Source organism: Streptomyces ureilyticus (assembly GCF_011045025.1).
GTDB lineage: Bacteria > Actinomycetota > Actinomycetes > Streptomycetales > Streptomycetaceae > Streptomyces > Streptomyces ureilyticus.
The window spans coordinates 1-26,938 of record NZ_JAAKZX010000009.1; the positions used below are offsets into that span (position 1 = coordinate 1).

At 70.8% G+C, this 26,938-nt stretch carries 25 protein-coding genes; 13 read left to right on the top strand and 12 right to left on the bottom strand.

Annotated features, from left to right (window positions below):
• Positions 1 to 260 precede the first annotated feature (260 nt).
• The 3 genes from G6048_RS04445 to G6048_RS04455 are packed head-to-tail and all read left to right on the top strand — an operon-like array spanning position 261 to position 3,821.
• Positions 261 to 1,187 (top strand): thiamine pyrophosphate-dependent dehydrogenase E1 component subunit alpha, encoded by a 927-nt coding sequence (locus G6048_RS04445; protein WP_235989470.1) that lies wholly within the window; start codon positions 261 to 263, stop codon positions 1,185 to 1,187.
• 5 nt (positions 1,188 to 1,192) lie between these two features.
• Positions 1,193 to 2,218, top strand: coding sequence for an alpha-ketoacid dehydrogenase subunit beta (locus G6048_RS04450; protein WP_165338103.1), 1,026 nt, complete (start codon positions 1,193 to 1,195; stop codon positions 2,216 to 2,218).
• Entirely contained in the window at positions 2,169 to 3,821 is a 1,653-nt protein-coding gene (locus tag G6048_RS04455; protein ID WP_165338104.1) for a 2-oxo acid dehydrogenase subunit E2, read from the top strand. Before G6048_RS04450 ends, G6048_RS04455 begins: the two co-directional genes overlap by 50 nt.
• Before the next feature lie 16 nt (positions 3,822 to 3,837).
• Here G6048_RS04455 and G6048_RS04460 read toward each other — a convergent pair whose 3' ends face one another.
• Positions 3,838 to 4,449 carry a TetR/AcrR family transcriptional regulator gene (locus G6048_RS04460; protein WP_165338105.1) on the bottom strand — a complete coding sequence of 204 codons (612 nt, stop codon included), beginning with the start codon at positions 4,447 to 4,449 and terminating at the stop codon, positions 3,838 to 3,840.
• Between the two features lie 142 nt (positions 4,450 to 4,591).
• Here G6048_RS04460 and G6048_RS04465 point away from each other — a divergent pair, with 142 nt between their 5' ends.
• Positions 4,592 to 5,245 (top strand): TetR/AcrR family transcriptional regulator, encoded by a 654-nt coding sequence (locus tag G6048_RS04465; RefSeq protein ID WP_235989471.1) that lies wholly within the window; start codon positions 4,592 to 4,594, stop codon positions 5,243 to 5,245.
• Between the two features lie 20 nt (positions 5,246 to 5,265).
• Here the strand turns inward: G6048_RS04465 and G6048_RS04470 are convergent, their stop codons facing one another.
• From G6048_RS04470 to G6048_RS04500, 7 genes are all read right to left on the bottom strand, one after another.
• Entirely contained in the window at positions 5,266 to 5,970 is a 705-nt protein-coding gene (locus tag G6048_RS04470) for an SDR family NAD(P)-dependent oxidoreductase (protein ID WP_165338107.1), read from the bottom strand.
• Between the two features lie 17 nt (positions 5,971 to 5,987).
• A complete protein-coding gene (locus G6048_RS04475) occupies positions 5,988 to 7,142 on the bottom strand; it encodes a thiolase family protein (RefSeq protein ID WP_165338108.1) in 1,155 nt (384 codons plus the stop codon).
• On the bottom strand, positions 7,139 to 7,558 hold the full coding sequence (locus tag G6048_RS04480; protein ID WP_165338109.1) for a Zn-ribbon domain-containing OB-fold protein: 420 nt from the start codon (positions 7,556 to 7,558) through the stop codon (positions 7,139 to 7,141). Before G6048_RS04480 ends, G6048_RS04475 begins: the two co-directional genes overlap by 4 nt.
• A 59-nt stretch (positions 7,559 to 7,617) precedes the next feature.
• On the bottom strand, positions 7,618 to 8,745 hold the full coding sequence (locus G6048_RS04485) for an acyl-CoA dehydrogenase family protein (protein WP_165338110.1): 1,128 nt from the start codon (positions 8,743 to 8,745) through the stop codon (positions 7,618 to 7,620).
• Positions 8,742 to 11,315, bottom strand: coding sequence for a putative PEP-binding protein (locus tag G6048_RS04490; RefSeq protein ID WP_165338111.1), 2,574 nt, complete (start codon positions 11,313 to 11,315; stop codon positions 8,742 to 8,744). The genes G6048_RS04485 and G6048_RS04490 overlap by 4 nt, the downstream gene beginning before the upstream one ends.
• A complete protein-coding gene (locus tag G6048_RS04495; RefSeq protein ID WP_206341170.1) occupies positions 11,312 to 11,944 on the bottom strand; it encodes a hypothetical protein in 633 nt (210 codons plus the stop codon). Before G6048_RS04495 ends, G6048_RS04490 begins: the two co-directional genes overlap by 4 nt.
• A gap of 92 nt (positions 11,945 to 12,036) precedes the next feature.
• Positions 12,037 to 12,864, bottom strand: a complete 828-nt coding sequence (locus G6048_RS04500) for an enoyl-CoA hydratase/isomerase family protein (protein ID WP_165338112.1) — start codon at positions 12,862 to 12,864, stop codon at positions 12,037 to 12,039.
• A 172-nt stretch (positions 12,865 to 13,036) separates the two neighbouring features.
• On the opposite strand from G6048_RS04500, the gene G6048_RS04505 reads away from it, so the two are divergent.
• The 9 genes from G6048_RS04505 to G6048_RS04545 all read left to right on the top strand — a co-directional run bounded on the left by G6048_RS04505 (position 13,037) and on the right by G6048_RS04545 (position 22,245).
• Complete coding sequence (locus G6048_RS04505; protein WP_165338113.1) at positions 13,037 to 14,257, top strand: acyl-CoA dehydrogenase family protein; 1,221 nt, start codon at positions 13,037 to 13,039, stop codon at positions 14,255 to 14,257.
• Positions 14,258 to 14,687: 430 nt separating this feature from the next.
• A complete protein-coding gene (locus G6048_RS04510; protein WP_165338114.1) occupies positions 14,688 to 16,196 on the top strand; it encodes a purple acid phosphatase family protein in 1,509 nt (502 codons plus the stop codon).
• A gap of 503 nt (positions 16,197 to 16,699) precedes the next feature.
• Positions 16,700 to 18,028 (top strand): ABC transporter substrate-binding protein, encoded by a 1,329-nt coding sequence (locus G6048_RS04515; protein ID WP_165338115.1) that lies wholly within the window; start codon positions 16,700 to 16,702, stop codon positions 18,026 to 18,028.
• A gap of 4 nt (positions 18,029 to 18,032) precedes the next feature.
• Positions 18,033 to 18,797, top strand: a complete 765-nt coding sequence (locus G6048_RS04520; protein WP_165338116.1) for an ABC transporter ATP-binding protein — start codon at positions 18,033 to 18,035, stop codon at positions 18,795 to 18,797.
• A complete protein-coding gene (locus G6048_RS04525) occupies positions 18,794 to 19,549 on the top strand; it encodes an ABC transporter ATP-binding protein (RefSeq protein WP_165338117.1) in 756 nt (251 codons plus the stop codon). Before G6048_RS04520 ends, G6048_RS04525 begins: the two co-directional genes overlap by 4 nt.
• Positions 19,546 to 20,418, top strand: a complete 873-nt coding sequence (locus G6048_RS04530) for a branched-chain amino acid ABC transporter permease (protein WP_165338118.1) — start codon at positions 19,546 to 19,548, stop codon at positions 20,416 to 20,418. The genes G6048_RS04525 and G6048_RS04530 overlap by 4 nt, the downstream gene beginning before the upstream one ends.
• Positions 20,415 to 21,446, top strand: coding sequence for a branched-chain amino acid ABC transporter permease (locus tag G6048_RS04535; RefSeq protein ID WP_165338119.1), 1,032 nt, complete (start codon positions 20,415 to 20,417; stop codon positions 21,444 to 21,446). Before G6048_RS04530 ends, G6048_RS04535 begins: the two co-directional genes overlap by 4 nt.
• A gap of 54 nt (positions 21,447 to 21,500) precedes the next feature.
• Positions 21,501 to 22,019, top strand: a complete 519-nt coding sequence (locus G6048_RS04540) for a MarR family winged helix-turn-helix transcriptional regulator (RefSeq protein ID WP_165338120.1) — start codon at positions 21,501 to 21,503, stop codon at positions 22,017 to 22,019.
• 40 nt (positions 22,020 to 22,059) lie between these two features.
• On the top strand, positions 22,060 to 22,245 hold the full coding sequence (locus G6048_RS04545) for a hypothetical protein (RefSeq protein ID WP_165338102.1): 186 nt from the start codon (positions 22,060 to 22,062) through the stop codon (positions 22,243 to 22,245).
• Here the strand turns inward: G6048_RS04545 and G6048_RS04550 are convergent.
• The 4 genes from G6048_RS04550 to G6048_RS04565 form a co-directional block, all read right to left on the bottom strand.
• On the bottom strand, positions 22,235 to 23,128 hold the full coding sequence (locus G6048_RS04550; protein ID WP_165338121.1) for an alpha/beta hydrolase: 894 nt from the start codon (positions 23,126 to 23,128) through the stop codon (positions 22,235 to 22,237). The genes G6048_RS04545 and G6048_RS04550 overlap by 11 nt on opposite strands.
• Before the next feature lie 401 nt (positions 23,129 to 23,529).
• Positions 23,530 to 23,856 carry a hypothetical protein gene (locus G6048_RS04555; protein WP_165338122.1) on the bottom strand — a complete coding sequence of 109 codons (327 nt, stop codon included), beginning with the start codon at positions 23,854 to 23,856 and terminating at the stop codon, positions 23,530 to 23,532.
• A 357-nt stretch (positions 23,857 to 24,213) separates the two neighbouring features.
• Complete coding sequence (locus G6048_RS04560) at positions 24,214 to 25,863, bottom strand: thiamine pyrophosphate-binding protein (protein ID WP_165338123.1); 1,650 nt, start codon at positions 25,861 to 25,863, stop codon at positions 24,214 to 24,216.
• Positions 25,860 to 26,645: a cyclase family protein gene (locus G6048_RS04565; protein ID WP_165338124.1), complete on the bottom strand. Its 786-nt coding sequence runs from the start codon at positions 26,643 to 26,645 to the stop codon at positions 25,860 to 25,862. Before G6048_RS04565 ends, G6048_RS04560 begins: the two co-directional genes overlap by 4 nt.
• Positions 26,646 to 26,938 lie beyond the last annotated feature (293 nt).

Sequence of the window (26,938 nt, forward strand, 5' to 3'; positions counted from 1 at the left end):
GGATCGGACAGAGGCGTAGTAATTAGAGAGCCTGTTCAGTAAGGTGCCCACTGCTACTTACTGTAGACCGGCACAAAAAAGTCCGAATGCGTGGCACACCAGCACACCTCCCTCGGGCGAAGGGGCGGACGATGGCTCAACGGGCCTCAAGCACATCAAGCACATCAAGCACATCCAGGTCGTCAAGGGCACGGAAGAAGTCGGCCGACCCGGCCGCGAACCAGGCATCCGCGCAGGTCGTCAGGGACCTGCACGAGCGCATGGTGCGCATCCGGCTGTTCGAGACCGAGGCGGGCAAGCTCATGGAGGCCGGCAAACTGCCCGGCTTCCTGCACCTGTACGTCGGCCAGGAAGCCGTGGCCGCGGGAGTGATGGCGGCCCTCCGCGACGACGACCAGATCACCTCCACCCACCGAGGACACGGGCACGCCGTGGCCAAGGGCGTCAGCTTCCGGCACATGTACGCCGAGTTGTACGGCCGGGTCACCGGAGCCTGTCTCGGGCGCGGCGGAAGCATGCACATCAACGACCTCAGCCTCGGCATGCTCGGCGCGAACGGCATCGTCGGCGCGGGCATCCCGATCGCCGTCGGGGCCGCCTTCGCCGCCCACTACAAGGGCGAGGACAGCGTCGCCGTCTCCTTCTTCGGCGACGGCGCGACCAACATCGGCACCTTCCACGAGGCCGCCAACATGGCCGCCGTACTGCGTCTGCCGGTGCTGTTCATCTGCGAGAACAATGGCTACGCCGAGTTCACCCCGCAGTCGAAGCACATGCTGATCACCGACGTCGCCGACCGGGCCGCGGCCTACGGCATGCCCAGCGTGATCGTCGACGGCATGGACGCGTCCGCCGTCCACCAGGCCGCCGCCGAGGCCGTCGCACGCGCCCGGGCAGGCGAGGGCCCGATGATGATCGAGGCCAAGACCTACCGCTTCTACGACCACCAGGGCGTCAAGGGACTGCGCCACCCCTACCGCTCGGACGAGGAGGTCGCCGAGTGGAAGACCCGCGACCCGATCGATCTGCTGGAAGCCCGCGCCCTCTCCGACGGCACCGCCACCCGCGCGGAGCTGGACGACACCTGGCAGCGCACCCGGGACGACATCGCCGACGCCATCGCGTACGCCGAGGCCAGCCCGCTGCCCGACACCGCCGACCTGCTCCTCAACGTCTACTCGGGGTGACCGCCATGACCACCATCACCGAAGCACCCGCCGTCGCCCCGGACGCCACGGCCCGCGAACTGACCTACGTCAAGGCCTTCAACGAAGGACTCGCACAGGCCATGCGCGAGGACGAGAACGTCTTCGTCGCCGGCGAGGACGTGGCCGGATACGGCGGCGTGTTCCGCATGTTCGACAACCTGCTCGACGAGTTCGGCCCGCGGCGCATGATCGACACCCCGATCTCCGAGGCCGCACTGGTCGGCCTCGGCGTGGGCGCCGCGGCCCGGGGTCTGCGCCCCGTCGTCGACCTGATGTTCATGGACTTCATCGGCGTCTGCCTGGACCAGATCGTCAACCAGGCCGCCAAGATGAAGTACATGTTCGGCGGCGCCCTCTCGGTGCCGCTCACCATCACGACCGCCTCCGGCGCGGGCCTCGGGGCCGCTGCCCAGCACAGCCAGAGCCTGGAGGCCTGGCTCGCGCATGTGCCCGGCCTCAAGGTCGTCATGCCGTGCGACGCGTACACCGCCAAGGGCCTGACCGTCTCGGCGATCCGGGACGACAACCCGGTCGTCGTCATGCTCAACAAGGTCCTGCTGGGCAGCAAGAGCCAGGTGCCCGAGCCGATCTACGGCATCCCGCTCGGCCAGGCCCACACCGCGCGCCAGGGCTCCGACGTCACCGTCATCGCGCTGGGCCGCATGGTGGGCGAAGCCCTCTCCGCGGCCGACGAACTCGCCGCCGAGGGCATCGAGATCGAGGTGATCGACCCTCGCACCGTCCAGCCCCTGGACACCGAGACCATGATCGCCTCCGTACGCCGCACCAACCGGGTCCTCGTGGTGCACGAGGCCGTCACCTTCGGCGGGCTCGGCGGGGAGATCGCCGCCCAGATCCAGGACGCGGCCTTCGACTACCTGGACGCGCCGGTCCTGCGCATCGGCGCCCCCTTCTCCCCTGTGCCGTTCTCCCCGGTTCTGGAGAAGGCGTACGTCCCCGATGGCGCCCGCATCGCGCAAGGGTGCCGCCGTCTCCTCGAAAGGTCGTGACGAAGTGGCGGTCGAGGTTCTGCTGCCGAAGATCGGCCTGACCATGCAGGAAGGCACGATCGACGAGTGGCTCGTGCCCACCGGCACCGCTGTCTCGGAGGGCGACGCCCTGCTGCGGCTGGCCACCGACAAGGTTGACGTGGACGTCGAGGCGGAGGCCGGTGGACTGTTCCACCCCGTGGTTCCTGCCGGGACCACGGTCCCGGCAGGGGCTCTCATCGGCTGGCTGCTGGCCGAGGGCGAGCAGCCGCCGGAGCCGGGGGGTGCGCCTATGGCTTCCGGATCCGGGTCCAGCGGTACGGCTGCGCAGCCCATGGCCGTGGAGTCGGCATTCGACGTCGGCGGGACTTCCGCGGCCCCGGCACTCAATGGCAACGGCGCGACACCGTCCGCTCACGACGGCCATGGCTCCGCGCCGTCGGCATTCGATGGCGGCGGCACTTCTGCGCCCCCGGCAATCGTTGGCAACGGCGCGGCACCATCCGGTTACGGCGGCAACGGCTCTGCAGCGCCCTCCCTCAACGGCAGCGCGGCCTCCGTCGGTCACGGGGGCCGGCTCCTCGCCTCGCCGAACGCCCGTCGGGTGGCGGTCGAGGCCGGCGTGGACATCACCGCCGTACGCGGTACGGGACCCGGCGGCCGGATCGTCTCCGAGGACGTGGAGGACTTTCTCGCCGCCGCTGCCGCCTCACCGGCGGCACCGGTGCCGTCCGCCGCCGCCTTGCCCGGCGACATGGTCACCCCTGTCTCGCCCCTGGTCCGCCGGCTGGCGAAGGAGCGGGGCATCGATCTCTCCGAGGTGAACGGCACCGGGCCCGGCGGCCGGATCCGCAGGTCCGACCTCGACGCCGTCACCACGGCGACCGAACCGGCGCCCGTGACAGCGGCCGTCCGCCGCAGTGCCGTACCCCAACCGGGAGACGTCCTCCCCCTGACCGGAATGCGCGGCACCATCGCCCGCCGGATGCACGCCAGCCTCCAGGAGATGGCCCAGCTGACGCACGGTTACGAGGTGCGGATGGACGCCGTCGTGTCGTTGCGGGCCCAGCTCAAGGAGGAGTGGGCCGACAGCGACCTGCCCGTCCCCAGCCTCAACGACTTCCTGCTCAAGGCCGCCGCCCTCGCCCTGCGCGAGCACCCGCTGCTCAACGCGACGGTGCGGGAGGACGGCATCCATCTGCTCGGCGACATCCACCTCGGCTTCGCGGTGGCCGTTCCGGGCGGCCTGATGGTCCCCGTGATCGAGGACGCGGTGGGGTTGCCCTTGCCCGAGATCGCCCGCCGGTCGAGAACCCTGGCTGAGGCCGGGCGCGAGGGGCGGATCTCCCCGGCCCAACTGGAAGGCGCCACCTTCGTCGTCACGTCGCTGGGCGGATACGGCGTCGACTTCTTCACCCCCGTGATCAACCCCGGCAATGTCGCCATCCTCGGCGTGGGCAGGCTCAGGGACGGCGTCGATTGGGTCGACGACCGGCCGCTGCGGACCCAGGTGCTCACCCTGAGCCTCACCTTCGACCACCGTGCTGTCGACGGGGCGCCCGCGGCCGAGTATCTGCGCACGGTCGGTGAGTTGCTGCGCAAGCCGCTCAGACTGTTGGTCTGACCTCCTGGTGGCTGGGCTATTCGGCCGCCGCCGGATCGGCGATCCGCTCGGCGAGGCGGCCGACCTCGCGGACGAAGGAGCGGTGTCCGAGCGAGCGGTAGACGTCGTCCCCGCGGACCTGCGAGGTCGCCGCGGTCTCCAGCAGCGACAGCAGGCCCAGGGCGATGACGGCGGCCTCCGCGTCGGAGACCGACTCACGGGCCTTGCGGGTCAGCCGTACCAGTTCCTCCAGCAACTGCGTACGGCTCTCCTGGCGCAGCGCCTCCGCCTCCTGGCTCATGCCGGCCGAGGACGTGAAGAACACGGTGGCGGCGGACCGGTGTTCGCCCAGCCAGGCCACCAGCGAGGTGAGGGCAGGACCGACGGGCGAGCCGATCGCGTGGGCCTCCGTGATCGCGTGCAGCTCTTCGCGCAGCGCGGTGGCGAACACCCGCATCCCCTCCACCAGGACCTTGTCCTTGGAGGAGAAGTGGTAGTAGACCGCTGCCGAGGTCATCTCCGCACGAGCGGCGATGTCGGCCACCGTCACCTCGTCCGGCGACTGGGTGGCGAACAGCTCCGTGGCCGCTTCGATCACCCACTGCTTGCGCGAAGGACGGTGCGCGGCGCGGGTTCCGGATGTCGTCATGGTGTCAAGTATGCCGGGATCTTCGTACTCCGAGGGCACACGCGTAGCAGGAATTACGCCATCGACCTGGCGGAGTTACTGGATAGCATGGTCAGTGAACAGGGCCCACAGACGCGGGTCGCGGCAGCCGCCAGGGAGCATGATGGCCACCACGCAGAACGGCAAGCAGCCCGCCCACCGACCTTCGCGACGACAGCACATCATCACCGCCGCCGTGCGCGTGTTCGGCCGCAACGGATTCGCGGAGACCAGCATCCAGGACATCGCGGACGAGGCCCAGGTGGTGCCCACGGCCGTCTACTACCACTTCGACGGCAAGGAGGAGCTGCTCGAACTCGCCATGCGGCGAGTCTTCGACCAGCTGAACGCGGTGGTGGAGGCGGCCCGGCCGGAGTCCGAGCCCGGTAGTGCGGAAGGTCTGCTGCGCGTCATCGACGCGGTGTGGGACTGGGTGGAGCAGAACCCGGAGGAGGCCCGGCTGTACCAGGTGCAGATCGCCTCGGCCAACGGCAACGTCAAGGTATTGCGGGACGAGTTCGAGCAGCGGCACATCCAGCGGGCGTACGACTATCTGCCGGAGAGCACCACGCGCAGTCCCCGGGCGGCCAAGTCACGGCACGCGGCACAGGCGCTCGCGGTCCGCACGCTGATCAGTACGACCATCCTTGTCACCGCTTTGCGGGCGGAGGGCGGGCCGCTGTCCCAGCTGCCCTCCCCGTCCGTGCAGGAGGCGGTCAGGTCGCTGGCTCTGCGCATCGTCACCGCCGAGCAGAAGCCGGCCGCAGCATCCAGCTGAGGCGGTTCACCCAGGCCAGTTCACCAGGGCAGGGGCTTGCGTTCGGCGAACAGCCCGCCCGTCGTCCCGTCCCCTTCGGGGAGGGTGGCCAGCCAGACCGGGGTGTCCGCCCCCTCCTCCGGACCGCGCGGGGCAGCGGAACCGCCCATGCCGCTGCGGGTCCAGCCGGGGTCGGCGGCGTTGACCAGGACGCCGGTGCCGGCCAGTTCGGCCGCGAGCATACGGGTCAGGGCGTTGAGGGCGGTCTTGGAGATCCGGTAGGCCGGGCGGCGGCCGGAGTCCATCAGCGCCAGCGAGCCGTACGAGCTGGTGACGTTGACGACCCGCCCGTAGCCGCCCCGTGCCATGCCCGGCACGACGGCCTCGGCCAGCCGCCAGGCGCCCACCAGATTGGTGTCCAGCGTGGTGCGCAGGGTGTCCTCGTCGAGTTCCAGAGCTGTTCGCGATGCGTCGACGCTGAGCCCGGCGTTGTTGACGAGGACATCGATCGTGCCGAAGCGCCCCAGAGCCTCGCGTACCGCTTCCGCAACGCTCGCGGCGGAGGTCACATCCAGGGCCAGCGGCACCGCCGCAGGACCGATACCGCGGCAGACTTCCTCGGCTGCCTCCCGCTTTCTGGCGGCCACCAGGACCCGTAGCCCCCGGTGGGCCAGTTGACGGCAGATCTCCGTTCCCAGCCCGCGCGCGCCGCCGGTGACCAGTGCGGTTCTGTTGCCGTGCTCCATGGTGTGCTTGGCGCCTTTCAGACCGTCAGCACCGAGCAGGCGCTGATCCCGGGAGCGCCGTACACATGGGTGAAGCCCACCCGGGGAGCGCCCGGCACCTGCACACCCGGCGCTCGGCCCTGCAACTGCCGTACGACCTCGTGGAACTGACGCAGCCCGGAGGCGGCGACGGGCTCGCCACCGGCCAGGCAGCCGCCGTCGGTGTTGACCGGAATACGGCCCGTGGGATCGGTGTCCCCGCCGGCGAGGAGTTCCTCCTGCTCGCCGTGGCCGCACAGTCCGGTTTCCGCCAGGTGGATCAGTTCCGATCCGCTGTCGGTGTCCTGCAACTGGGCGACTTGTACGTCCGCGGGCCGAAGCCCCGCCGTGCGGAAGGCCGCCTCCGCGGCGTCGACGCTCGGGCTGCGGTGCGGTCCGGGCGGCAGCCAGGGCGAGAACACCTCGAACGAGCCGAACCGTCTGGTCCTGAAGGCCAACGACGCCAGTTTTACGGGGCGTTCGCACAGGTCGAAGGCGCGGTCGCCGAGCGCCAGCACCAGAGCCGCCGCGCCCTGCCCCGGCGAGCAGAACATGTACTGGGTGAGGGGCGGACTGACCTCGGCGGAGTTGAGGATCTCCTCCTCCGTCAGCTCCTTGCGCCGCCAGGCCAGGGGGTGCTGGGAGCCGTTGCGGAAGGCCCGCGCGGCCACCCTCGCCAGCGCCCGCTCCGCGATCCCGTGCTCGTGGAGGTACCGCTGGGTCTTCAGGGCGAAGAACTGGGTGGTCAGCATCATGCCGGTCTCGGCGTACCAGTCGGGCAGTCCGTAGCGTGCCGCGGAGACATGGAAGGCGCCCCGCTCATGCTTGTCGAAACCCACGGCCAGCCCGAGCGAGGCCTCGCCCGCGCGCAGTGCGTTGGCCACCGCGAGCACCGTCGAGGCACCCGTTGCGCAGCCGTTCTGCACATTGGCGAACGGCACACCGGTCAGGCCCAGACGGCCGACCAGCGTGTCGGGCTTGCCGGACACGTCGGAGCCGCCCACCGCGTAACCGATGTCCTCCCAGGCGACACCGGCGTCGGCCAGGGCCTCGCGTACCGCACGCTCCGCCATGTCCATCCCGGTGACGGTCTCGTCGCGGCCGAAGGGATGCATACCGCAGCCGACGACATAGACCTCGTCGCTCCGGCTCATCGCTCCCCATTTCCGTCTGTGCGGAACGCGAAGGTCAGCACCTCGGTCCCGTCCTCGTCGTGGTAGGCGGTCACCGTGGTGAGCCGAACCGGCAGCCCGATCCGTATCTCGGCGCGGGGAACCTCCAGCCGCGCCTCGACCAGCACCTCACCGAGGTCGACATAGCCCACGTGGTACGGGCGATAGCCCCCGGTCGGCGGCCGGTACGGCGGCTTGGGCTGGAACGCCTGCAGCGTCCACGACCACACCCGCCCGCTCACCGGCAGCACGTGCGCGGACATGGCTCCGTCCGAGCACTTGGGGCACGAGCCCTGCCGGGGGAAGACCACGGTGGCGCAGCCGGAGCAGCGCGCGCCCGTGAGACGCGGTGGATTCACGCTCTCGAACAGGTCCTCGTCGATGAGTCTGCTGATCATGCCGTCCTGCCCTTTTTCTGCACAGTCGTCGTGCGGTGGTGCGGTGACCGCGGGTGAAGTCACCAGCCCAGCAGTCCGGCCAGCCGTTCCCGGTGGTGCGCCGCGCCGCCCAGCAGGACGGCGTCGGACTGGGCGCGCCGGAAGTACAGGTGCGCGTCGTGCTCCCAGGTGAAGCCCATGCCGCCGTGCAGTTGGACGCACTCGGCGGCGACGAACACGAACGCCTCGCCGCACCATGCCTGCGCCACCGCCGCCGCTTCAGCCAGCGACTCGGGCAACTCGGGCGAGTCGGCCGCGCGGACCGCGCGCACCACCGCCGACCGCGCGGCTTCGACCTGGAGCAGCATGTCGGCACAGGTGTGCTTGATCGCCTGGAAGCCGCCGATGGCCCTGCCGAACTGGGTGCGTTCGCGTACATGGGCCACCGTCATGTCCAACGCGGCCTGCGCGCCGCCGAGTTGCTCGGCGGCCAGGGCCACCAGGGCCACGTCCAGGGCGCGGCTCACGATGTCCGCCCCCTCTCCCCCGGCGGTCAGGGGCCGGGCACGGGCGCGGGAGAAGGAGACCACCGCCTGTCCGCGGCTGAGGTCCAGAGTGGGTACGCGGCGGACCGTCACCCCGGGCTCGCGCGGGTCGGCGAGGAAGAGGTCCGGGCCGTCGACACCGGCCGCGGCGACAACCAAGGCTTCGGCGTCGGCACCGTCCAGCACGAAGGGAGCGGTGCCGTCGAGGAGCGGGACGCCGCCCCGCCAGGTGACGGCCACCGGCACGGCGTCCGGCCGCCACACCCCGTCGGGCGCCGCCACCGCCAGGGCGTGCACCTTGCCCTCGGCCAGCTCCGCCAGTGCCCGCTCGGCCGTGCCGCAGCCTGCCAGGACCTGCCCGGCCAGCACGGTGGACGACAACAGGGGCACCGGCGCCAGTGTCCGGCCCAACTCCTCGCAGACCGCGGCGATCTCAGCGAGGCCGCCGATGCCTCCGGCCGCCTCAGGCAGACCGAGGGCCGCGAGGCCGACCTGCCCGCCGAGGGTGTCCCACAACTTGGCGTCAATACCCGGGGATTGCTCGGGCAGCCGGCGCACCGCGGCCGTACCACCGGCGTCGGCGCACACCGACCGTACGGTCTCGCGCAGGTCGTCCAGTTCGGCGTCCGACAGGGCCGTGCCGTCGGTCACGGTGCTCGTCATCGTGCGCTCCCGCTCTCGTCGCGCTGCTCCCGCACGGCACTGTGGGCCGCCGCCATCCGGGCGACCGGCACGCGGTGCGCGGAGCAGGAGACGTAGTCGAGGCCCAACTCGTCGCAGAAGGCGATGGACTCCGGGTCTCCGCCGTGCTCACCGCACACGCCGAGCTTGATGTCGGGGCGTACGCTCCGTGCCCGCTCCACCGCCAGGGCGATCAGCGCGCCCACCCCGTGCGGGTCGAGCCGGGCGAACGGGCTGGCCGTCAGGAACCCGCGTTCCTGGTAGGAGGCGAGTACCTGGCGCTCGACGTCGTCGCGGGAGAATCCGTAGGTGAGCTGGGTGAGGTCGTTGGTGCCGAAGGAGAAGAACTCGGCGTGTTCGGCGAGTTCCCCGGCCAGCAGCGCGGCCCGCGGTGTCTCGATCATCGTGCCGAGCCGGTATGGCACCTGCACGCCGGTGCGTGCGGCGACCGCGTCGGCGGCACCGCGTACATAGGCGGCCGCGGCGGCGAGCTCCTCCGGCAGGCTGACGAGCGGGATCATCACTTCCAGCTCGGGCCGGACTCCGGTGGCGGCGACATCGGCCCAGGCCGTGAAGAGCGCCTCGGCCTGCGCCGGGTAGAGCCTCTCGTGCAGCAGGGCCAGGCGCACGCCGCGCAGCCCGAGCATCGGGTTCGCCTCGCGCAGTGCGGCGGCCCGCTGCTCCTCGGCGGCGTCCTGCGCCTCCCCGGCGGCGGGCAGGAACTCGTGCAGCGGGGCGTCCAGCAGGCGTACGGTAACCGGCCGGTCCCCCACCGCGGTCAGCAGCGCCTTGAAGTCCTCGTGCTGGGCCTGTTCCAGTGCCGACAGCGCCTCGTCGCGGGCCGCGGCGTCGGCGGCCAGGATCACCCGGCGGATCAGCGGCAGCCGGTCGCCGAGGAACTGGTGCTCCGTACGGCACAGCCCCACACCCCCCGCGCCCAGGGCGACGGCGGTGCTCACCTCCGCGGCGGTGTCGGCGTTGGCCCGCACGCCCAGCCGGCGCATGTCGTCCGCCCACTCCAGCAGGGTGGACAGTTCGGGCGGCGGTCCGGCGACACTGATGCTCAGCGTCCCCGCATAGACGGCTCCGGTACGGCCGTCCAGCGAGACGGGATCGCCTTCGCGCAGTACCCGGTCCCCGATCCGTACGGTGCCGGCGGCCCGGTCGGCGCGCAGTCCCTCGGCGCCGCACACGGCGGGCTTGCCCGCGCCCCGCGCCACCACGGCGGCGTGCGAGGCGATGCCGCCGCTGCCGGTGAGTACGGCGACGGCGGCCAGCATCCCGGGGACGTCGGCCGGAGTCGTCTCGTGGGCCACGAGCACGACCTGCGTGCCGTCCGCGGCCAGTTCGAGGGCACGTTCGCTCGACAGGACGATCGCGCCGGTCGCCGCCCCCGGGGAGGCGGGCAGTCCCTTCACCAGGAGCTGCTCGCCTCCGGTCAGCCGGAGTTGGGGGTGCAGCAGTTCCTGCACCTGCGCGGGGCTGATCCGGCGTACGGCCTCTTCCCGGTCGAGCGCTCCGTCCCCGGCCAGGTCCGCGGCGAGGCACACCGCCGCACGGAGCGGCGGGCGGCTCTGCGCCGAGGCGGCCAGCAGCGAGATCTCGCCGTCGCGCACCTCGAAGTCGACGGTGACCGGGGCGTGCAGATGACGTTCGAGGGTGAGCAGCGAGTGCTCGAGCAGCGCGGAACTCCCGCCCAGTTTCTCCAGCGGCTCGCCCGTGCGCGGGGGCGGCGCGCTGCGGCGTACGCCCCGGAAGAAGGAGCCCTGCGGCGAGAAGCGGCCGCTGTCGGGGTGCCGGCTGACCGCCGTGCCGAAGCCGGAGTGGTCCCATGGCCCGATGCGCACGGCCTGGACATGCAGTGCGATGCCCAGCTCCGCGGGGAGCCGCTGGGCTTTGCGGGATCGCCTGGCCCGGGGTGAGGCCCACCGCCCCAGCACCGCCCGAGCGGCCAGCGCGAGCTGCTCGGCCGGGTCGTCGGGGTACGGCCGCTCGGCGTGCCGGGCGACCGTCGAGAGCAGTGCGTCGACGCGGGCCCTGGGATCAGGGGCGTCGAGCGATGCGTCGTCGAGCTCCGGCGCGGGCACGTCAAGGGCGTACTCCGCGATCATCCGGACGGTGGCCGCCCATACCTCGTACAGCACGTCGTCGCGGCCGATGACGGCACGGATGCCATCGGCGTCGGCCGGGGTGATACCGATGCAGGCGAGGTCCGGCGGCAGCCCGGCGACCTCGGTCGACGCACTCGCCGACAGACGCAGCACCAGTGGCCTGCTCCGATCGCCGATCCGCCGTCCCGACAGCTGCTCCACGAGCTCCAAGGCGGCGCGGGCGGTACCCGGCTCGCACAGCGACGCGGCCGAGCCCGCCGGCACCGTCAGTCCGGGCACCACTGGGAGCCCGAGGGCCACCAGCCGGTCCATGGCGATGCCGTGCGTACCCAGTTCACCGGCGTCCAGCCCTCGGATCCGTCCCTGGCCGTAGGGCACCAGGGCGTGGCTGGGGGTGTACGTCTGTGCGAGTGCGCCGGAGTGGCGGTCGGTGATGCTCAACCCCGGCTCCTGTTGACCAGTTCCTCTTCGAGCGCCTCGTCCTGCGCCCGGCTGATCCCCAGAACCAGCAGCAGTTCCTGGTGCAGCCGCATCCACACGGTGTGGTACGAGTCGCACAGGGGCGAGGCCAGCCACTCCACCGCGCCGTCGTCGAAGCGGTCGAGGGCTTCCTCCAGGTCCGTGACGTACCGCCCGCTGCCCGACGGCAGCCCGTCCAGCCTGCGCAGTACGGGCTGGATGGCCTCGTGCACGTCTTCCAGTGACTCGCGCACTCCGGCGTCGTAGACGCTGTCGCTGTGGTCGTTGACCGTGCCGTCGGGCCGGCACTGCCAGGCCGTGCACACTTCGCGGAGCGTCCTGTTGACGGGCAGGAAGGCCTCGTAGGCGGCGGTGATCCTCTGCTCCTGTTCGGAACCGGCGGAAATCCGCAGGATCCGCGCCGCGGCTGCCCTGGCGGGCTCGGTCGGCAGCACCATCGGGCCCTTCACCATGGCCAGCCCGGCGTCGACCAGGGGGCGGTGGTCCGACTCGGGCCTGCCGCGCCACATCCCACGCAGAACGAGGTCGACCACGGCTTCGGTGAGGTTCTCGTCGAGAGCGTCCATCCGGCCCACGGCAGCAGATTGCATCGCCACACCATTTCCCCGGTGCTGTCGCCCGGTCCCTCAGTTCTGTGTTGCCCGGAGGTTACGCTCCGGCGGAGGTGTTAGTGAAGAGGTAATCAAGAAACACTTTCCGGACTGCTTGGCGCGGACCGGCCACTGCCCGCCCCCATACGCACCCTGGCGGCGAGGAACGACGTCATCCGAGCCTGCGCCTCGTCACTCCCGGCCAGGCCTGCGATCAGACGCGCCTCCTCCTCGAGGTGACGGCCCAGCCCCTCCCCCGCGCCCCTGTCCCGCAGCAGGCGCTTCGCGGCACGCAGCGCCTCACCCGCTCCACCTGCCAGTTCGGCGGCGGTCCGGTACGCGGCCTCGTCCACTTCGTCGTCCTCGACGGCCCGGGAGACCAGACCGAGCCGCTCGGCCTCGTCGCCCGCGAGGACCCGGTTGGTGAGGACCAGGTCCGTCGCCAGACGGGGGCCCACCAGGCGCGGCAGGAGCCAGGTGGCCCCGCAGTCCGGGGTGAGCCCCATCGCCGTGTACGCCAGCCGGAAGCGCGCCGACCGTGCGGCCAGGACGATGTCGCCGACCAGGGCGAGACCGATTCCGCCGCCCGCGGCGGCGCCGCGCACGGCGGTCACCACGGGCACGGGCACCTCGTACAGAGTCCGCACCGCCGCGTGTGCGGCGGTCGCCACGGCGTGCACATAGGCGCCCGTCTCCTCGCCCCGGCCGGCGAAGGCACGCAGGTCACCGCCCACACAGAAGGCGGCGCCTGCCGCCCGCAGCAGAACCGCGCCGCCCGGGTCGGCGGACGCCTCGGCGGCCGCGCCCCGCAGCGCCTCGGCCGTCGGGAGGTCCAGGGCGTTACCTCTCCCGGGATCCTCCAGCCTCAGCTCGACGACTCCGTCGGAATGGCGGACGACACGGACCGGCTGCGTGCTCATAGGGGTCTTCTTCCGTCGTCGAGGAGCGCCGGGCCGAGTGCTCCCCAGATCACGCGCTCCTCAGATCCAACGCTCCTCACATCGAGCGCCACCCAGCAAGATACTGAAGACGCTGTACAGTTTCTAGAACGCGACGGGCATAGGTGCCCGGAGCCCGTCGGCGGGAGAAACCGTGCCCATCCAGTTCGATGTCGATCCACCTGTCGCCCGACTCGCCGCGGCCACCGCGGAGTTCGTACGCGAGGTGGTGATCCCGGCCGAGCGCGAGTGCGGCGGGTCGGTGCACGACGCTCCGGAGGCCCTGCGCGAAACCCTGCAGAAAGGTGCCCGCGAGGCAGGCGTGTTCGCGCCGCATGTGCCGGCGCGGTGGGGCGGGCACGGGCTCGACCTGCGCGGACAGGCGGTGGTGTTCGAGGCCGCCGGTTACTCGCTGCTGGGCCCCCTGGCGCTGAACTGCGCCGCCCCGGACGAGGGCAACATGCATCTGCTGGAGAAGGTGGCCACGGAGGAGCAGAAGGCCCGCTTCCTGCGGCCGCTCGCCGCGGGCGACGTGCGGTCCTGCTTCGCGATGACCGAACCGGCTCCGGGCGCGGGCGCCGACCCCCGCTCCCTGCGGACCACCGCGACGCGGGTCCCCGGCGGGTGGCGCATCGACGGGCGCAAGTGGTTCATCAGCGGAGCCCATGGCGCCGGTTTCGCGATCGTCATGGCCCGCACCTCCGGCAGTCCCGGCGACCCTGGCGGCGCCACCATGTTCCTGGTCGACGCCGGCACCCCGGGTATGCGCGTCGTCCGGGACATCGAGACCCTGGACGAGAGCATCTTCGCCGGACACAGCGAACTCGCCTTCGAGGATTGCGTGGTGGGCGAGGACCGGATCCTCGGAGCTGTGGACCGCGGATTCGAGAACGCCCAGGTCCGGCTCGGCCCCGCCCGTATGACCCACTGCATGCGCTGGCTGGGCGCCGCCCGTCGCGCGCAGGACGTCGCGCTGGAGCGGGCAGGCAGCCGGACGGCATTCGGCTCCGTACTGGGCGACCTCGGCATGGTGCAGCAGATGCTGGCTGACTCCGAGATCGACATCGAGGCGAGCCGTGCCCTGATCCTGCGTACCGCTTGGGAGTTGGACACCGGCTCCGCCGCCGCCGCGCAACTCACGTCGGTGTCCAAGACCTTCGTGGCGGAGGCCGTGAACCGGGTCGTCGACCGGGCGGTGCAGATCTGCGGAGCACTCGGCATCTCGGCCGCCGACGCCCCCTTGGCTCGTCTGCTCAGGGAGGTGCGGCCGTTCCGGATCTACGACGGCCCGTCGGAGACACACCGGTTCGCCATCGCGCGCCGCGCGGTGAAGCCCTATCGGCAACCCCGCCCGGAGGCCGCTACCGGCTCGTAACCGGGCCCGGCTCGTAACCGGGCCCGGCTCGTGACCGGGTCGGCCCCGGCGCCTGCCGGGACTGGGAAGCTACGGCATCATCACCAACAACCCGCTCGCGTACGGCAACTCATGGCCGGCCGCGGTGTGCGGCTGCCCACGCCCATCGTGGCCCGGGGCAAGGAGGATGCGGGCGCGTGGCGAAAAACACGTCCGGGTGCGAGGCGCGGCGAGTTTGCCGCCACACCGCTTCAGCCCGGCGCGCCGCGCGCCCCCTCCGGGTCTCGACAAACCCCTTGCGCTACAACGCTGTTGGACTGCATGGGCGAGAGCGCACAGCGTGGAGAAAGATCGAACAAGTCGGTATCCGGGTGGAGATGTCGCGCTCCATACCCGGCTCCGCCGCCGGCACAACGATCGGTGTTCACTGCGGGCGGGCACATACTCAGTCATGCGCTGCTGTTTCTCCGCTCCCCTCGCGGCCCTGTCGGCCCTGCCTTCTCCCTGTGAAGTTCTACGGTCCGGTGCCCTCTTCGCCCCCACTCTGCTGCGGGCCGCTGCCGGTGCGCTGCACGGCTCCGCGCACAAAAGCCGCCGCCACCACCCGGACACCCTGGCGGCGGTCAATCTGGAACTGGTCACCCTGACCGAGGACCGCGCCATCATCACCTGGTACACGGGGATACCCGGCACCGACGACGGCCTTGGCCATATGCTCCCCGCCGTCACGGAGGGCGAGGTCGTCTACGGCACTCACCCCTCCCGGCTGGACCGGAGTGCGGCGGAGGACCGGCCCACCGCGCACCACCAGGTGGAGCTCACGGGCCTGGAGCCGGGGCAGACGTACTACTACCAGGCCCGCTCGAGGGGCCGGGCGGCCAAACCCACACCGCTGCACCTGGTCCGCGGCAACGCCGTCGGCACCAACCTCTACGGGCTCGGCTGGAGCGGAGGCACGTACTCCTTCACCACACCGCAGCCCCCGCCGGGACGGCATCTGCTGTCGATCGCGCTCTGCAACGACCTCCACATCGGGGAGACCACATCCGGACTCATGACCGGCGTACCCCTGATGCGCGGTGTGGCGCAGGAGCCGGGGCTCGCGCCGTATCCGGAGATCATGAGCCGCGCCCTGGTGGAGGAGGCCCGGCGGCGCGGAGCGGACCTGCTGCTGGCCGCGGGGGACATCTCGGCCGGCGGCGCGCTGCATGACCTGGCCGAGGCCAAGCGGATCCTGGACGGCTTCGGCAGCCACGGGCAGGACTACTTCGTCGTACGCGGAAACCACGACCGGCCCCGTCGCGACGGCGACGGTGACGCCTTCCGCGACGGTTTCCTCGGCGGCGATGGGCCCGGCTACTTCGCCCGCGACCTCGGCGGGCTGCGGATCGTCGGGCTCGACACCTACGAGAAACGCGGCAACGGCGCGGACGCGGGCGGGCTCGGTGCCGAGCAACTGTCCTGGTTCCGGGCCCGGTTGAGGGAGCACAGGGAGCAGCCCACCATCGTGTTCGGCCACCATCCGCTGACCGTACGGGACTCCGTCTTCCCGGTGGCCCGCGGTCAGCGCTTGGGCCGCCGCCAGGCCCGCGCCATCCTGGAGGCGTATGCCGCAGCGCCCGGCGTCTTCCTCCACCACGCGGGCCACACCCACCGCAACAAGCGCACCGTGCTGCCCCAAACCCCGCACGTCACGCTGCAGGAGGTCAGCGCGGTCAAGGACTATCCGGGCGGCTTTTGTCTCCTCCGTATCCACTCCGGCGGCTACGCGCTCAACCACTACAAGACCAGCAGCGCGCCCTCCCGCGAATGGACCGAGCGCAGCCGGCGCGTCGCCGGCGGCCTGTGGCCGCACCACGCCCTCGGCCGCTCGGTCGCCGACCGCAACAGCGTGACCGCCCACGACCTGTCCGGCATCAGTCCTCTCCGACTCGCGGTCACAGGGCCGACCAGCCCCTGATATCCCCTTGCCTCCCAGGTAGGCGCTCTGCTCGGCGTCGGACTCCTCGTCCGGCGCCGTTTGCGTGAGTTCTCCCGCTCGGCGAGGTCGTCCGCTGTCTCGAGCACCTTTGACGCTCGAACCCGAGGCATGCGTCGAGAGCAGTCCACTCGGGACGAATATCAGGAAACCTGAGAAACAAATACGCCTGTGAACAAGCCGCGTCAAGGCCGTTGCAGCAACCCCTCTCCCCCGAGGGGCCGGATGGGCGGCCCCCGAGGAGCAGGTCCGAGACATCTCGGCAACACCCTTGTCATCCGGCGTCGCCGCGTGCATCATCGTGGCCATCATCAGGGTTCCTGATATCCGGGCACGTTGCCCAGCCCTACCGGGACGCAAAGGAACCCGCCACCGCTTTCTGCTGCCGGCTACGGCTTCCCCCAGCGGCTTCAGCCGCCCGTTCCGGCTTCCTCAGCAGCTTCACCACCCTCAGTTCCGCTCCCTCGAAGTGCCCGGAGGCATTCATGAGCGCGCCCATCAGCACACCCGCGAACGGCAATTTGTCCCGAAGATCCATTATCCGGGGGACGGCCGGAGCCGCCGGGCTGTTCACCGCAGGCGGGCTGCTGACCGCCTGCGGCGGCATCAAGGAGTCGGCGGCGCAGGCCGACACCGTGCTCCGGATCGGCTATGTCTCGCCCAGCACGGGCCCGGCCGCGGGCTTCGGCGAGCCGAACGCGTTCCTGATGAAGAAGCTGCGCGCCACCTTCAAGGACGGGTTGAAGATCGGCGGCAAGAAGTACTCGGTCGAGATCGTCGACCGCGACAGTCAATCGAATCCGCAGACGGCCGCGCAGGTCGCGAGCGATCTGATCAACAGCGAGAAGATCGATCTGATGCTCGTCACCTCCACGCCGGAGACGGTCAACCCCGTCGCCGACGCGTGCGAGGCGGCCAAGATCCCGTGTCTGTCGACCGCCGTGCCGTGGGAGGCCTGGTACTTCGGTCGCGGTGCCACCCCCGAGAAGCCGTTCACGTACACCTACCACTTCTTCATCGGCGTCGCGGAGATCCATGCCGCGTACGTCTCGCTGTGGACGAAGGGCGGGGTAGAGACCAACCGGCGGGTCGGCGTCATGTGGCCCAACGACCCCGACGGCAAGGCGATCCGGCAGGGGCTCGGGCCGCAGCTGAAGAAGAGCGGGTTCACCATCGTCGACCCGGGGGCGTACGAGGATGGGACGAACGACTACTCGGCACAGATAGCGGCGTTCAAGAAGGCGGACGCGGAGATCTTCAACACCTTCCCGCTGCCGCCCGACTTCGCCACGTTCTGGAAGCAGGCCCGGCAGCAGGGCTATCGGCCGCGTATAGCGAGCATCGCCAAGACCGGTCTCCTCCCCTCCCAGGTCGAGGCGCTCGGCTCGCTCGGACACGGCCTCAGCGCCGGCTTCTGGTGGTCGCCCCAGTTCCCGTACACCTCCACCCTCACCGATCAGACCGCCCGGCAACTGGCCGACGACTACGAGAAGTCGACGGGCAAGCAGTGGAACCAGGTCATCGGGTCCAACATGGCGCTCTTCGAGGTCGCGGTCCACGCGCTGAAGGCGACCTCCGACCCCAAGGACCGTACGGAACTGGCGGCCGCCCTCGGCAAGGCCAAGCTCACCACCGTCGCCGGGCCGCTGGACTTCACGTCCGGACCGGTGAAGAACGTGTCCACGGAGCCGCTGGTCATGGCGCAGTGGCGCAAGGCCACGGGGGGCAGCAAGTTCGCCGTCGAGCCGGTCATCGTCGACAACGGCGGCTTCGGCGACATCCCGCTGGGGGGCGAACTTGAGCCCCTCCGCTGAGCCGATGACCGTGGGGACAGGGGAGGCCGCCGGGGCGACCGCCCCGGCCCCGCCGGTGCTCGCGGCGAACGGCATACACCGACGCTTCGGCAGTCTGGTCGTCCTCGAAGGCATCGACCTCACCCTTGCCCCCGGCGAGGCCTTGGGCATCGTCGGCCCGAACGGCGCCGGAAAGACGACCCTGCTCGATATCCTCTCCGGGGCCCAGTCCCCCTCCGAGGGCAGCGTCACCTTCCACGGTCAGGACGTGACCCACTGGAAGGTCGACCGCCGCTGTCGGAGCGGCATCGGGCGCTCCCATCAGGTGCCGCGCCCCTTCACCGGCATGACGGCCTACGAGAACGTGCTGGTCGCGTCGGTGCAGGGCGGTTCGCACCGGCGCCGGGCCGCGCAACAGCACGCGCTCGGCGTCCTCGATCGCTGCGGCATGCTCGGCCAGGCCAACCGGCCCGCGGCCGCACTCACTCTGCTGGAGCGCAAGCGGCTGGAGATGGCGCGAGCACTGGCGACCGATCCGCAGGTGCTGCTCCTTGACGAGATCGCGGGTGGTCTCACCGATGCCGAGACGGACGAACTGATCGCCACCATCCAGCAGTTGCGTGCCGACGGCATCGCCATCGTCTGGATCGAGCATGTCATCCACGCGCTGCTGCGGGTGATCGACCGGCTGGTCTGTCTCGCGCAGGGCCGGGTCCTGGCCGAGGGCGAACCGGACGCCGTCATGTCCGATCCCCGGGTCGTCGAGGCCTACCTCGGGAGCGCGGCATGAGTCTGCTGACGGTCGAGAATCTCGAAGTACGGCACGGTCTGCTGCGCGCCGTCCGCGACGTCTCCTTCGCGGTGGACGAGGGTGAGGTCGTGGCGGTGGTCGGGGCCAACGGTGCCGGAAAGTCCACCCTGATGCGGGCCGTCGCCGGAGCACACCAGCCGGCCGAGGGCCGTATCGGCCTGGACGGTGTGGATGTGACGGCCCAACGGGCCCACGACCGTGTCGCGGCCGGGATCGCCCTGGTCCCGGAGGGGCGGCGGCTCTTCGCCGACCTCACCGTGGAGGAGAACCTGCTGGTCGCGTCCCGGGTACGGCGCCCCGGACCGTGGGACCTGGCAGCCGTCGTGGCCGCCTTCCCGCTGCTCGACGGGCTGCTGAAGCGGCGAGCCGGCAACCTCTCGGGCGGCGAGCAGCAGGCCGTGGCCATCGGCAGGGCGCTGATGACCAACCCTCGCCTGCTCCTGCTCGACGAGGTCTCGCTGGGCCTCGCGCCCGTCATGGTCGACACCCTCTACGACTCGCTCGGCACGATCCTCTCCGGCGGTACCACGGTGCTGCTGGTGGAACAGGACCTCGGCCGCGCCCTGGGGGTGGCCCGGCGCGTGCTGTGCATGCTCGAAGGCCGCGTCGTCCTGGACGAACCCGCCGGCGAGGTCACCCGCGAACAGGTCGTCGAGGCGTACTTCGGACTCAGCCGGGCGGCGGTACCGGACCGCGCCACGGCCGCAACCGTGCAGGAGGAGCCGGCATGAACTGGATCAACGCCATCGTGCAGGGCGTCATGCTCGGCGGTGTCTACGCGCTCTTCGCCTGCGGCCTCTCCCTGATGTTCGGCGTCATGCGGACGGTCAACCTGAGCCACGGCGACCTCGCGGTCCTCGGCGCGTTCCTCGTCGCGGTGCTGGCCGCCGCCGTCGGCATCAGCCCGTTCTTCGCCGTACTGCTGGTCCTGCCCGTGATGGGCCTGGTCGGAGTGGCGTTGCAGCGGGGCATCCTCAGCAAGGCGCTGCGCACCGGCGGGATGTCGTCGATGCTGGCCACCTTCGGTCTCGCCATCGTGCTGCAGAACGTACTGCTGGAGATCTTCAGCGCCGATTCCCGCTCCCTGGAGGTCGGTTCGCTGTCCACGGCCGGCCTCCAGCTCGGGTCGTCGGTGAGCATCCCGTACCTCGGTGTGCTGACCGTGGTGGTGGCGGTCGCGCTGCTCGGCGGGCTGCAACTGCTGCTGGCCCGTACGGGCATCGGCCGGGCGATCCGCGCCACGGCCGCCGACGCCGACACCGCCGAGCTGGTCGGGATCGACAGCCGCCGGGTGTACGCCTGGGCCGCCGCCATCGCCGTCGCCACCGCCGGTCTGGCGGGAGCGTTCTTCGCGATGAGGTCGTCGTTCAGCCCGTCCATGGGGCCGACCCAGCTGCTGTTCGCCTTCGAGGTCGTCGTGATCGGAGGGCTCGGTTCGCTGTGGGGGACGCTCGTCGGAGGCATGGTCCTCGGCGTCGCCCAGACGGTCGGCGCGCAGGTGGATCCGCGCTTCTCCATCGTGGCCGGACACGCGGTGTTCCTCGCGGTCCTGGCCTTCCGTCCGCAGGGACTGCTCGGCATGAGAAGGAGCCGCACATGACCACCGCACCACCGGTGGCCCCCGCTACCGCCGCCGCCCCCTCGACCATCCACCGATGGACACCGGTCTCCCGTACGGCGTCGAGTGCTCTGGCCGCCCTGCTGCTCGTCCTGGCATTCGCGCCCTTGGTCTTCACGCCCGAGGTGACCGCGAAGCTGACGACCCTGTTCGTCCTCGTCATCATCGCGGCCATGTGGAACGCGCTGGCGGGCTACGCCGGTCTTGTCTCCGTCGGCCAGCAGGGCTTCATCGGTCTCGGCGCGTACGGTGTCTTCCTCTTCGTCGACCGGGGCGTCAACCCCTTCGTCGCGGTCGTCCTGTCGGCCCTGCTCGCGGGTGCCCTCGCCGTACCCACCTCGCTGCTCGCGTTCCGGCTCACCGGTGGGCAGTTCGCCATCGGCATGTGGGCGATAGCGGAGTTCTTCCGGCTGGTCGTGGTGAACACGCCTTCGCTGGGCGGCGGTTCCGGCCGCTCGCTCACCGATCTGTCGGCCACCGATCCGGCGGTGCGGCAGGCTCAGGTGTACTGGCTCGCCCTGGCCCTGATGAGTGCGCTGCTGCTGGCCGTGTTCGTGCTGCTGCGCAGCAGGCTCGGGGCTTCGCTGGAGGCGATCCGCGACGACCCGGTGGGCGCGGCCTCCGTCGGGGTACGGGTCACCTCGGCGAAGCGGCTGGTCTTCGTACTCGCGGCGGTGGGCGGTGCCGCGGCCGGTGGACTCACCCTCGCCAACACCCTGCGGGTGCAGCCGGACTCCATCTTCGGGGTCCACTGGTCCGCGTACATGATCTTCATGGTGGTCATCGGCGGCCTCGGCACCTTCGAGGGACCGATCATCGGAGCGATCGTGTTCTTCCTCGTGCAGGACTGGTTCGGGGACACCGGAGGCACCTGGTACCTGATCGGGCTCGGCGCCCTCGCCATCGGGATGACGCTGTGGATGCCCCATGGGCTGTGGGGTACCGTGGCTCGCCGACGTGACCTGGAACTACTACCTGTCGGCTATCGGGTGAAGACACCGGTCGTCTGACCTCGACGACGGCCTCGCCCGACCTCCCCGACGACCGACCAAGAGGTGCGCACGATGGCGGAGGCAGCCGATCGGGATCCGGGGCCGGTTCCGGGTGCGGGGCCGGCCCCGGATGCGGATTCCGATCCGGACCCCGAGGGCCACAAGAGCCCGCTGACGATCTATCTCGTCAAGCAACTCGAACTGGCCATCCGCTCCTTCATGGACGAGGCCCTTCGGCCGTACGGGCTCACGACGTTCCAGTACACGGCCCTGACCGTGCTTCAGCACCGAGGCGGGCTCTCCTCCGCCCAGTTGGCCCGCCGCTCCTTCGTCAGGCCCCAGACGATGCACGAGATGGTGCGCGCGCTGGAGGAGCGCGGGCTGATCGAGCGCACCCATGCCCCGGGGAACCGGCGGATCATGGAGGCCCGGCTGACGCGGGAGGGGGAGGAACTGCTGGCGGCGTGTGCGTCGGCCGTGCAGAAGCTGGAGGACCGGTTGCTGCTCGACATACCTGAGGAACGGCGGTCAGCGTTCCGTCAGGGCCTGGAGGACGGGCTCGCCTCCTTGACGGGGCGGCAGCTCGGCTGACGACGCGGATCGCCGGGCCGCCCGCCCGGGCACGCCTGCGGTGGACACCGCGCAACTGCCGGGCAACCCGCTGCCCGACGGCTGGTCGGACGAGAAGGCGCGTGAGGCGGTCCCGTACCACGCCGTCACCGGCCGGGGGACGACGGCGTCACCCGGCCGGGTGACGATTCCGGCACTGAGGGCTGCTGCGGCGGCGTGCGTGCTGCCCGCCGGCATCAGACGCTGAGTGCGGTGCGCAAGGTGGTTGCCATCGTGTCAATGGCGGTCTTCCCCTCCGGTACCGGACCGGTGTGGGTGAAGTAGTGATCGACTCCCTCGAAGACACGGTGGGTGACCGCGACGCCGGCGGCCTCCAGAGCCTTGGCGTAGGCGTCGCCCTCGTCGCGCAGGCGGTCGTTCTCCGCGGTGATGACCAGGGCGGGAGGGAGCCCGGCGAGGTCATCGGCCAGTGCGGGTGAGACAAGGGGATCGGCACGGTCGGCGGGGTCGGGGACGTAGGCGGCCGTGAAGACCCGCATGATCTGGGGGCTGAGCAGCGGCTTGGCGATGAGGGACTGCTTGGTGGCCGGGTCGGCGACCTGGTCGAGCACTGCGGAGTCGATGATCTGGAGCCGGGGCGAGAAGGTGCCGCGGTCCCGGGCCATGCGGCAGACCACGGCCGTCAGGTTGGCCCCGGCGCTGTGTCCGCCCACGGCGAGGCGCGAGCCGTCCCAGTCGTGGGCGGGGCCGTTCTCGGCGACCCACGCGGTGACGTCGTACGCCTGGGTGACGGGCACGGGGAAGGGCCGCTGCGGGGCGACGGCGTAGTCCACGTTGATCACGACAATGCCGGCCGTGGCCGCTATGTAACGGCAGATGTGGTCGTCCTGTTCCGGGCGGCCGACCACGAACCCGCCGCCGTGGAAGTTGACGTACACGGGGGCAGGGGTCTTGGTGCCGGCCGGCGGGCGGTAGACCGTGCAGGGCACCGGGCCGGCGCCGGTCTCCACCATGAGGGCTTCGGTGCGCTTCGGGATGTCCGTGAAGCGCAGGTCCTTGTGGACGCGCGACATCATCCGACCGAGCAGCAGTTGGACCCCTCTGGCCTGGATTTTCGGGCTCAATGGCATGCCTCGGCCACCCTTCGCTACAACTATAAAGTAACAGGATTCCTGATAATGGACGCTCGCCCTTCTTCGCGCAATAGGCAGACAGGAGCCGCCCTTCACCAGCCGGACGACGCTGTCATCCGGCGCCGCGTGCAAAGCTCCACGTCCGTCCGCTCGCGTCGCCAGACTCTGGAAGTGGGGAAACCAGACGGCGGGGTGCCATCTCGACGGCGGCGATGTCGCGACTGCGGCGCAGATGAGGAAGATGTGTCCGGTCGCATCCCCATAGGCGCCGCGGACGATTTCCTGTACGGCGAGGCGGCCCGCCGGCGCTCGCGCCGTTGCCCCTGCTCGCGGCGGAGGAGGAGGCGGGAAGACCCGCTGAGGCGAGATCCGGCGAGATCGGGTCTGTGACCTGGCGCTTAGGAGCTGTCCCGCACGTCGAGGTGGGCCCACGGATCCTCGGCCGGCTGCGCCTCGGCCGTTTCGTCGATGGGGTCCGCTACGGAGGCCGTCACCTCGGCGCGGTTCGAGAACGCCACGGTGCGGCGGGCCTTGGCGATGACCTCGGCGTGCTCCTCACCGAACGTCGCGGCGTCCAGCCGCGCATCGAAAGCCGTCAACACCCCGGGGCTGATCACCGCGAGCGCCGCGCGCAACTCGCCGAGCGTCTGCGGGCCCTCGGCGTGTTCGAGTCGCTGCGGATCCGAATCGGCCTGCGGGCTCGGCTCGTGCGGTAGCGCGGACATGTGCGTGACCTCCGGTTGTGATGCCTCCACGGTACGCGGTCGCTGTGCCTCGCAGTGCAAGGGTACGAACGCTCAACAGCCCCCGCGCACAACCGTTCCCCTGAGGGGATGGCCGACATCCAAGCGGTCTGGACGGGGCCCGCTCTACCCCACCTTCCCCACCTACCCCACCGCAGGGCGGACGCGACCGGGCTCGGCGCGAGATCGCGCAGAGTCTTTGCGTTGACTGGTTGTTGAGGCCGCCACAGGAAATCCCAGAGGCCGCCTTGAGTGCCGCGCGGCCCCAGCCGTCAGCCGGTTCACCGCGCGGGCCCCGCCTGTCGCGGGGCAGCCCATCGCGGCGCAGCCCGTCGGCGCTCAATGTCCGCGGAACGCCTCCTCGAGCCACCAGGCTCCTTGGTCTCTGACCACCTTGGCGTCGATGAGCAAAGGCGCGGATCGCGGCCCGGCGGTCCAGTCCTCGACGGCCTTCAGATCCGCCAGCGTGCGGACGGTCACCGCCTCGAAGCCGTACCCTCGCGCCACGGCGGCGATGTCCGTCGGCGGGAACTCGACTGTCTCGAGCGGATATCCGCCGGGCCCGAAGTGGTGCACCTCCGCTCCGTAGGCGTCGTCGTTGTACACGACGACCACCATCGGCAGCCCGAGCCGGCGTACTGTGTCGAGTTCCGCGGCGCCCATCATCGCGCCGCCGTCCCCGAGCGCGGCCACCGGAAGCCGGTCCGGCTGCGCCAGTGCCGCGCCGATCGCGGTCGCCAGCCCCAGGCCGATCGACTGGAACGCCTGCGTGAAGCACAGGCCGTTCTCGTCCGGCACCGACAGATACATGCTCGGGTATCCCATGAAGTTGCCGGAGTCCACTCCGATCACCCGCTCCGCGGGGAGGATGTCGTCGAGCGCGATGGTCAGTGTTCGTGGGTCGATCCGCTCGCGGCTGCTCGTGTCCTCGTACGGCACATCCCGCCAGCGCACGCGCGCGGCGATGGCCGCGGCGATGTCGGCGGTCCGGTAGCCCTGACCTCCCTGCCGTTTCCCGCCGCCCGTCTCCAGCACACGCCGCGCCGTGAGTTCCACATCGCCGGTGACCCCGAGATGCACATCGCGATGGGCACCGAGCGCCGACGCGTCGTCGTCCACCTGCACCACGGTCGTGTCGGCACCGATCAGGCGGCCGTGCCGCATCGTCCACATGTTCAGCGCGCAGCCCCAGCCCACGATGGTGTCCGCAGCCCCGATCAGCTCCGTCGTCAAGGGCGACGAGAAACCTCCGGACACGTCTAGCGACCACGGATTGCCGTGGAAGAGGCCTCGGGCCACGGCCGACGTCGCCAGCAGCGCCCCATAGCGTTCAGCCACGGCTTCGAGGGCATCTCGGCCACCAGGCGCGCGTGATCCCCGGCCGGCCACGAAGACCGGCCGTCGGGCCCGCTCGAGTACCTGCGACAGCGCCGCCACGTCGGCCGCAGCCGGTTCGACCGCCATCCGTTTCGGCGGCGGCGCGCTCCACGTCCAGGCGTCGTCAGGCACGTCCAGTTCCTGCACCCTCAAGGGGAGGTTGAGCAGCACGGTGCGCCGTTCGTGCAAGGCTCGTCGCACCGCGGTGCAGGCCTCCCCCACCGCGCCCTCCGCCGACGTGACCCGCACCGGGACCGCCCCCACCGCACGCGCCAACGCCTCTTGGTCGACGTAGAAGTTGGACCTCGGCTCGGTCACCTCGGCTGCCAGCACGAGGAGTGGCGTACGGCTCTTGGCCGCCTCGGCGACACCCGTGAGGGCGTTCGTCAGACCGGGCCCCTGATGGACGCTCAGGGCGGCCACCGTGCCGCTCATACGCGCGTACGCGTCGGCCATCGTCGCCGCGCCGCCTTCGTGGCGTGCGGCCACGAACCGCGAACCCGCCGCCACCATGGCGTTGGTCAGATGGAAGTTGCCCGATCCGACCACCCCGAAGACATGGCCGACGCCGGACGCGGACAACGCCCGCCCGACAGCCTCCGCGACCTTCATGTCCTCTCCACCAACCCCAGTACCCGAGCCGGAGCCCCGGACCCCGTGACGATGGGCAGCGGACCCGCGATGACGACGCAGCCCGTCGCCGGCAGCAGCGCCAGGTTCCGCAACTGGGTCAGCCCGTATTTGTCACTGCCCATGAGATAGGAGTGACATGGGAAGGCCGGGTCGAACGCGTGCCCCCGTCCGGCGTCGGTGCCCACCGTCTCGACGCCGAGGCCGATCACCGGCGACTCTTGAGCCACCCACCGGGCGCATTCCGGCGACAGGCCGGGAGTGTGCGGGCCGTTCTCGTCGGCGTTGACGAACGCCTCCTGCGAGTGCGCGCGGGCGTGCCAGCCGGTGCGCAGCAAAAGCCAACCGCCGTCCGGCAGCGGACCGTTCTCCGCCTCCCACGCCTTCACATGATCGACCTCGACGAGGAAGTCCGGGTCCTCCGCCGCTTCGGCGGTGAAGTCCAGCACGGCGGCAGGTGCGACCAGCCGACGCGCCGGCACGGACGCCACGTCGTCGAGGTCCTTCCCGGTCACCCAGTGGTTGGGGGCGTCCAAGTGGGTGCCGGTGTGCTCGCCGCTGCGGAAGTTGTTCCAGTACCAGGCCGGCCCCCGGTCGTCGTACCTGCTGATCTCCTCCAGTTCGAACACCGCTGTCTGGCCGAACTCGGCCGGCAGCTGGATCACCGGTGTCGACGACGACAACGGCGACGTGAGGTCGACGACCTCGATCGACCCACCCCGCAACCCGGACACCAGCGAAGCGAGGACGGACGGCTCGGACATGAGGGCCTCCTAGGGCGATGCGGAACTGACAGCATGGCAGCCTGATATGACGGTTGTTCAGGTGACTGAGCCGATGTCCGATTGGCCGCCAGAACCGGCACCACCTCGACGCCAGTCGCGCTCAACCCGCGGCATCGCCGGTCAGTGCTGCGCCGATACCGCGGCAGTGCTGAAACGTCACACCCGATCTCGCCCGTTCTCACGGTCTCCGTCCGGCAAGGTGCCGGTGCGGGCCACGTCGGCGTACCACCGTGCGCTGACCTTGGGGTCGGCTTCGTACGGTCACCAACACC

Excerpts from the sequence above, each read along its gene's own strand:
- G6048_RS04445 (WP_235989470.1), top strand. The coding sequence starts at position 261 with ATGGTGCGCATCCGGCTGTTCGAGACCGAGGCGGGCAAGCTCATGGAG.
- G6048_RS04450 (WP_165338103.1), top strand. The coding sequence starts at position 1,193 with ATGACCACCATCACCGAAGCACCCGCCGTCGCCCCGGACGCCACGGCC.
- G6048_RS04455 (WP_165338104.1), top strand. The coding sequence starts at position 2,169 with ATGGCGCCCGCATCGCGCAAGGGTGCCGCCGTCTCCTCGAAAGGTCGT.
- G6048_RS04460 (WP_165338105.1), bottom strand. The coding sequence starts at position 4,449 with ATGACGACATCCGGAACCCGCGCCGCGCACCGTCCTTCGCGCAAGCAG.
- G6048_RS04465 (WP_235989471.1), top strand. The coding sequence starts at position 4,592 with ATGGCCACCACGCAGAACGGCAAGCAGCCCGCCCACCGACCTTCGCGA.
- G6048_RS04470 (WP_165338107.1), bottom strand. The coding sequence starts at position 5,970 with ATGGAGCACGGCAACAGAACCGCACTGGTCACCGGCGGCGCGCGCGGG.
- G6048_RS04475 (WP_165338108.1), bottom strand. The coding sequence starts at position 7,142 with ATGAGCCGGAGCGACGAGGTCTATGTCGTCGGCTGCGGTATGCATCCC.
- G6048_RS04480 (WP_165338109.1), bottom strand. The coding sequence starts at position 7,558 with ATGATCAGCAGACTCATCGACGAGGACCTGTTCGAGAGCGTGAATCCA.
- G6048_RS04485 (WP_165338110.1), bottom strand. The coding sequence starts at position 8,745 with ATGACGAGCACCGTGACCGACGGCACGGCCCTGTCGGACGCCGAACTG.
- G6048_RS04495 (WP_206341170.1), bottom strand. The coding sequence starts at position 11,944 with ATGCAATCTGCTGCCGTGGGCCGGATGGACGCTCTCGACGAGAACCTC.
- G6048_RS04500 (WP_165338112.1), bottom strand. The coding sequence starts at position 12,864 with ATGAGCACGCAGCCGGTCCGTGTCGTCCGCCATTCCGACGGAGTCGTC.
- G6048_RS04510 (WP_165338114.1), top strand. The coding sequence starts at position 14,688 with ATGCGCTGCTGTTTCTCCGCTCCCCTCGCGGCCCTGTCGGCCCTGCCT.
- G6048_RS04515 (WP_165338115.1), top strand. The coding sequence starts at position 16,700 with ATGAGCGCGCCCATCAGCACACCCGCGAACGGCAATTTGTCCCGAAGA.
- G6048_RS04520 (WP_165338116.1), top strand. The coding sequence starts at position 18,033 with ATGACCGTGGGGACAGGGGAGGCCGCCGGGGCGACCGCCCCGGCCCCG.
- G6048_RS04525 (WP_165338117.1), top strand. The coding sequence starts at position 18,794 with ATGAGTCTGCTGACGGTCGAGAATCTCGAAGTACGGCACGGTCTGCTG.
- G6048_RS04530 (WP_165338118.1), top strand. The coding sequence starts at position 19,546 with ATGAACTGGATCAACGCCATCGTGCAGGGCGTCATGCTCGGCGGTGTC.
- G6048_RS04535 (WP_165338119.1), top strand. The coding sequence starts at position 20,415 with ATGACCACCGCACCACCGGTGGCCCCCGCTACCGCCGCCGCCCCCTCG.
- G6048_RS04540 (WP_165338120.1), top strand. The coding sequence starts at position 21,501 with ATGGCGGAGGCAGCCGATCGGGATCCGGGGCCGGTTCCGGGTGCGGGG.
- G6048_RS04550 (WP_165338121.1), bottom strand. The coding sequence starts at position 23,128 with ATGCCATTGAGCCCGAAAATCCAGGCCAGAGGGGTCCAACTGCTGCTC.
- G6048_RS04555 (WP_165338122.1), bottom strand. The coding sequence starts at position 23,856 with ATGTCCGCGCTACCGCACGAGCCGAGCCCGCAGGCCGATTCGGATCCG.
- G6048_RS04560 (WP_165338123.1), bottom strand. The coding sequence starts at position 25,863 with ATGAAGGTCGCGGAGGCTGTCGGGCGGGCGTTGTCCGCGTCCGGCGTC.
- G6048_RS04565 (WP_165338124.1), bottom strand. The coding sequence starts at position 26,645 with ATGTCCGAGCCGTCCGTCCTCGCTTCGCTGGTGTCCGGGTTGCGGGGT.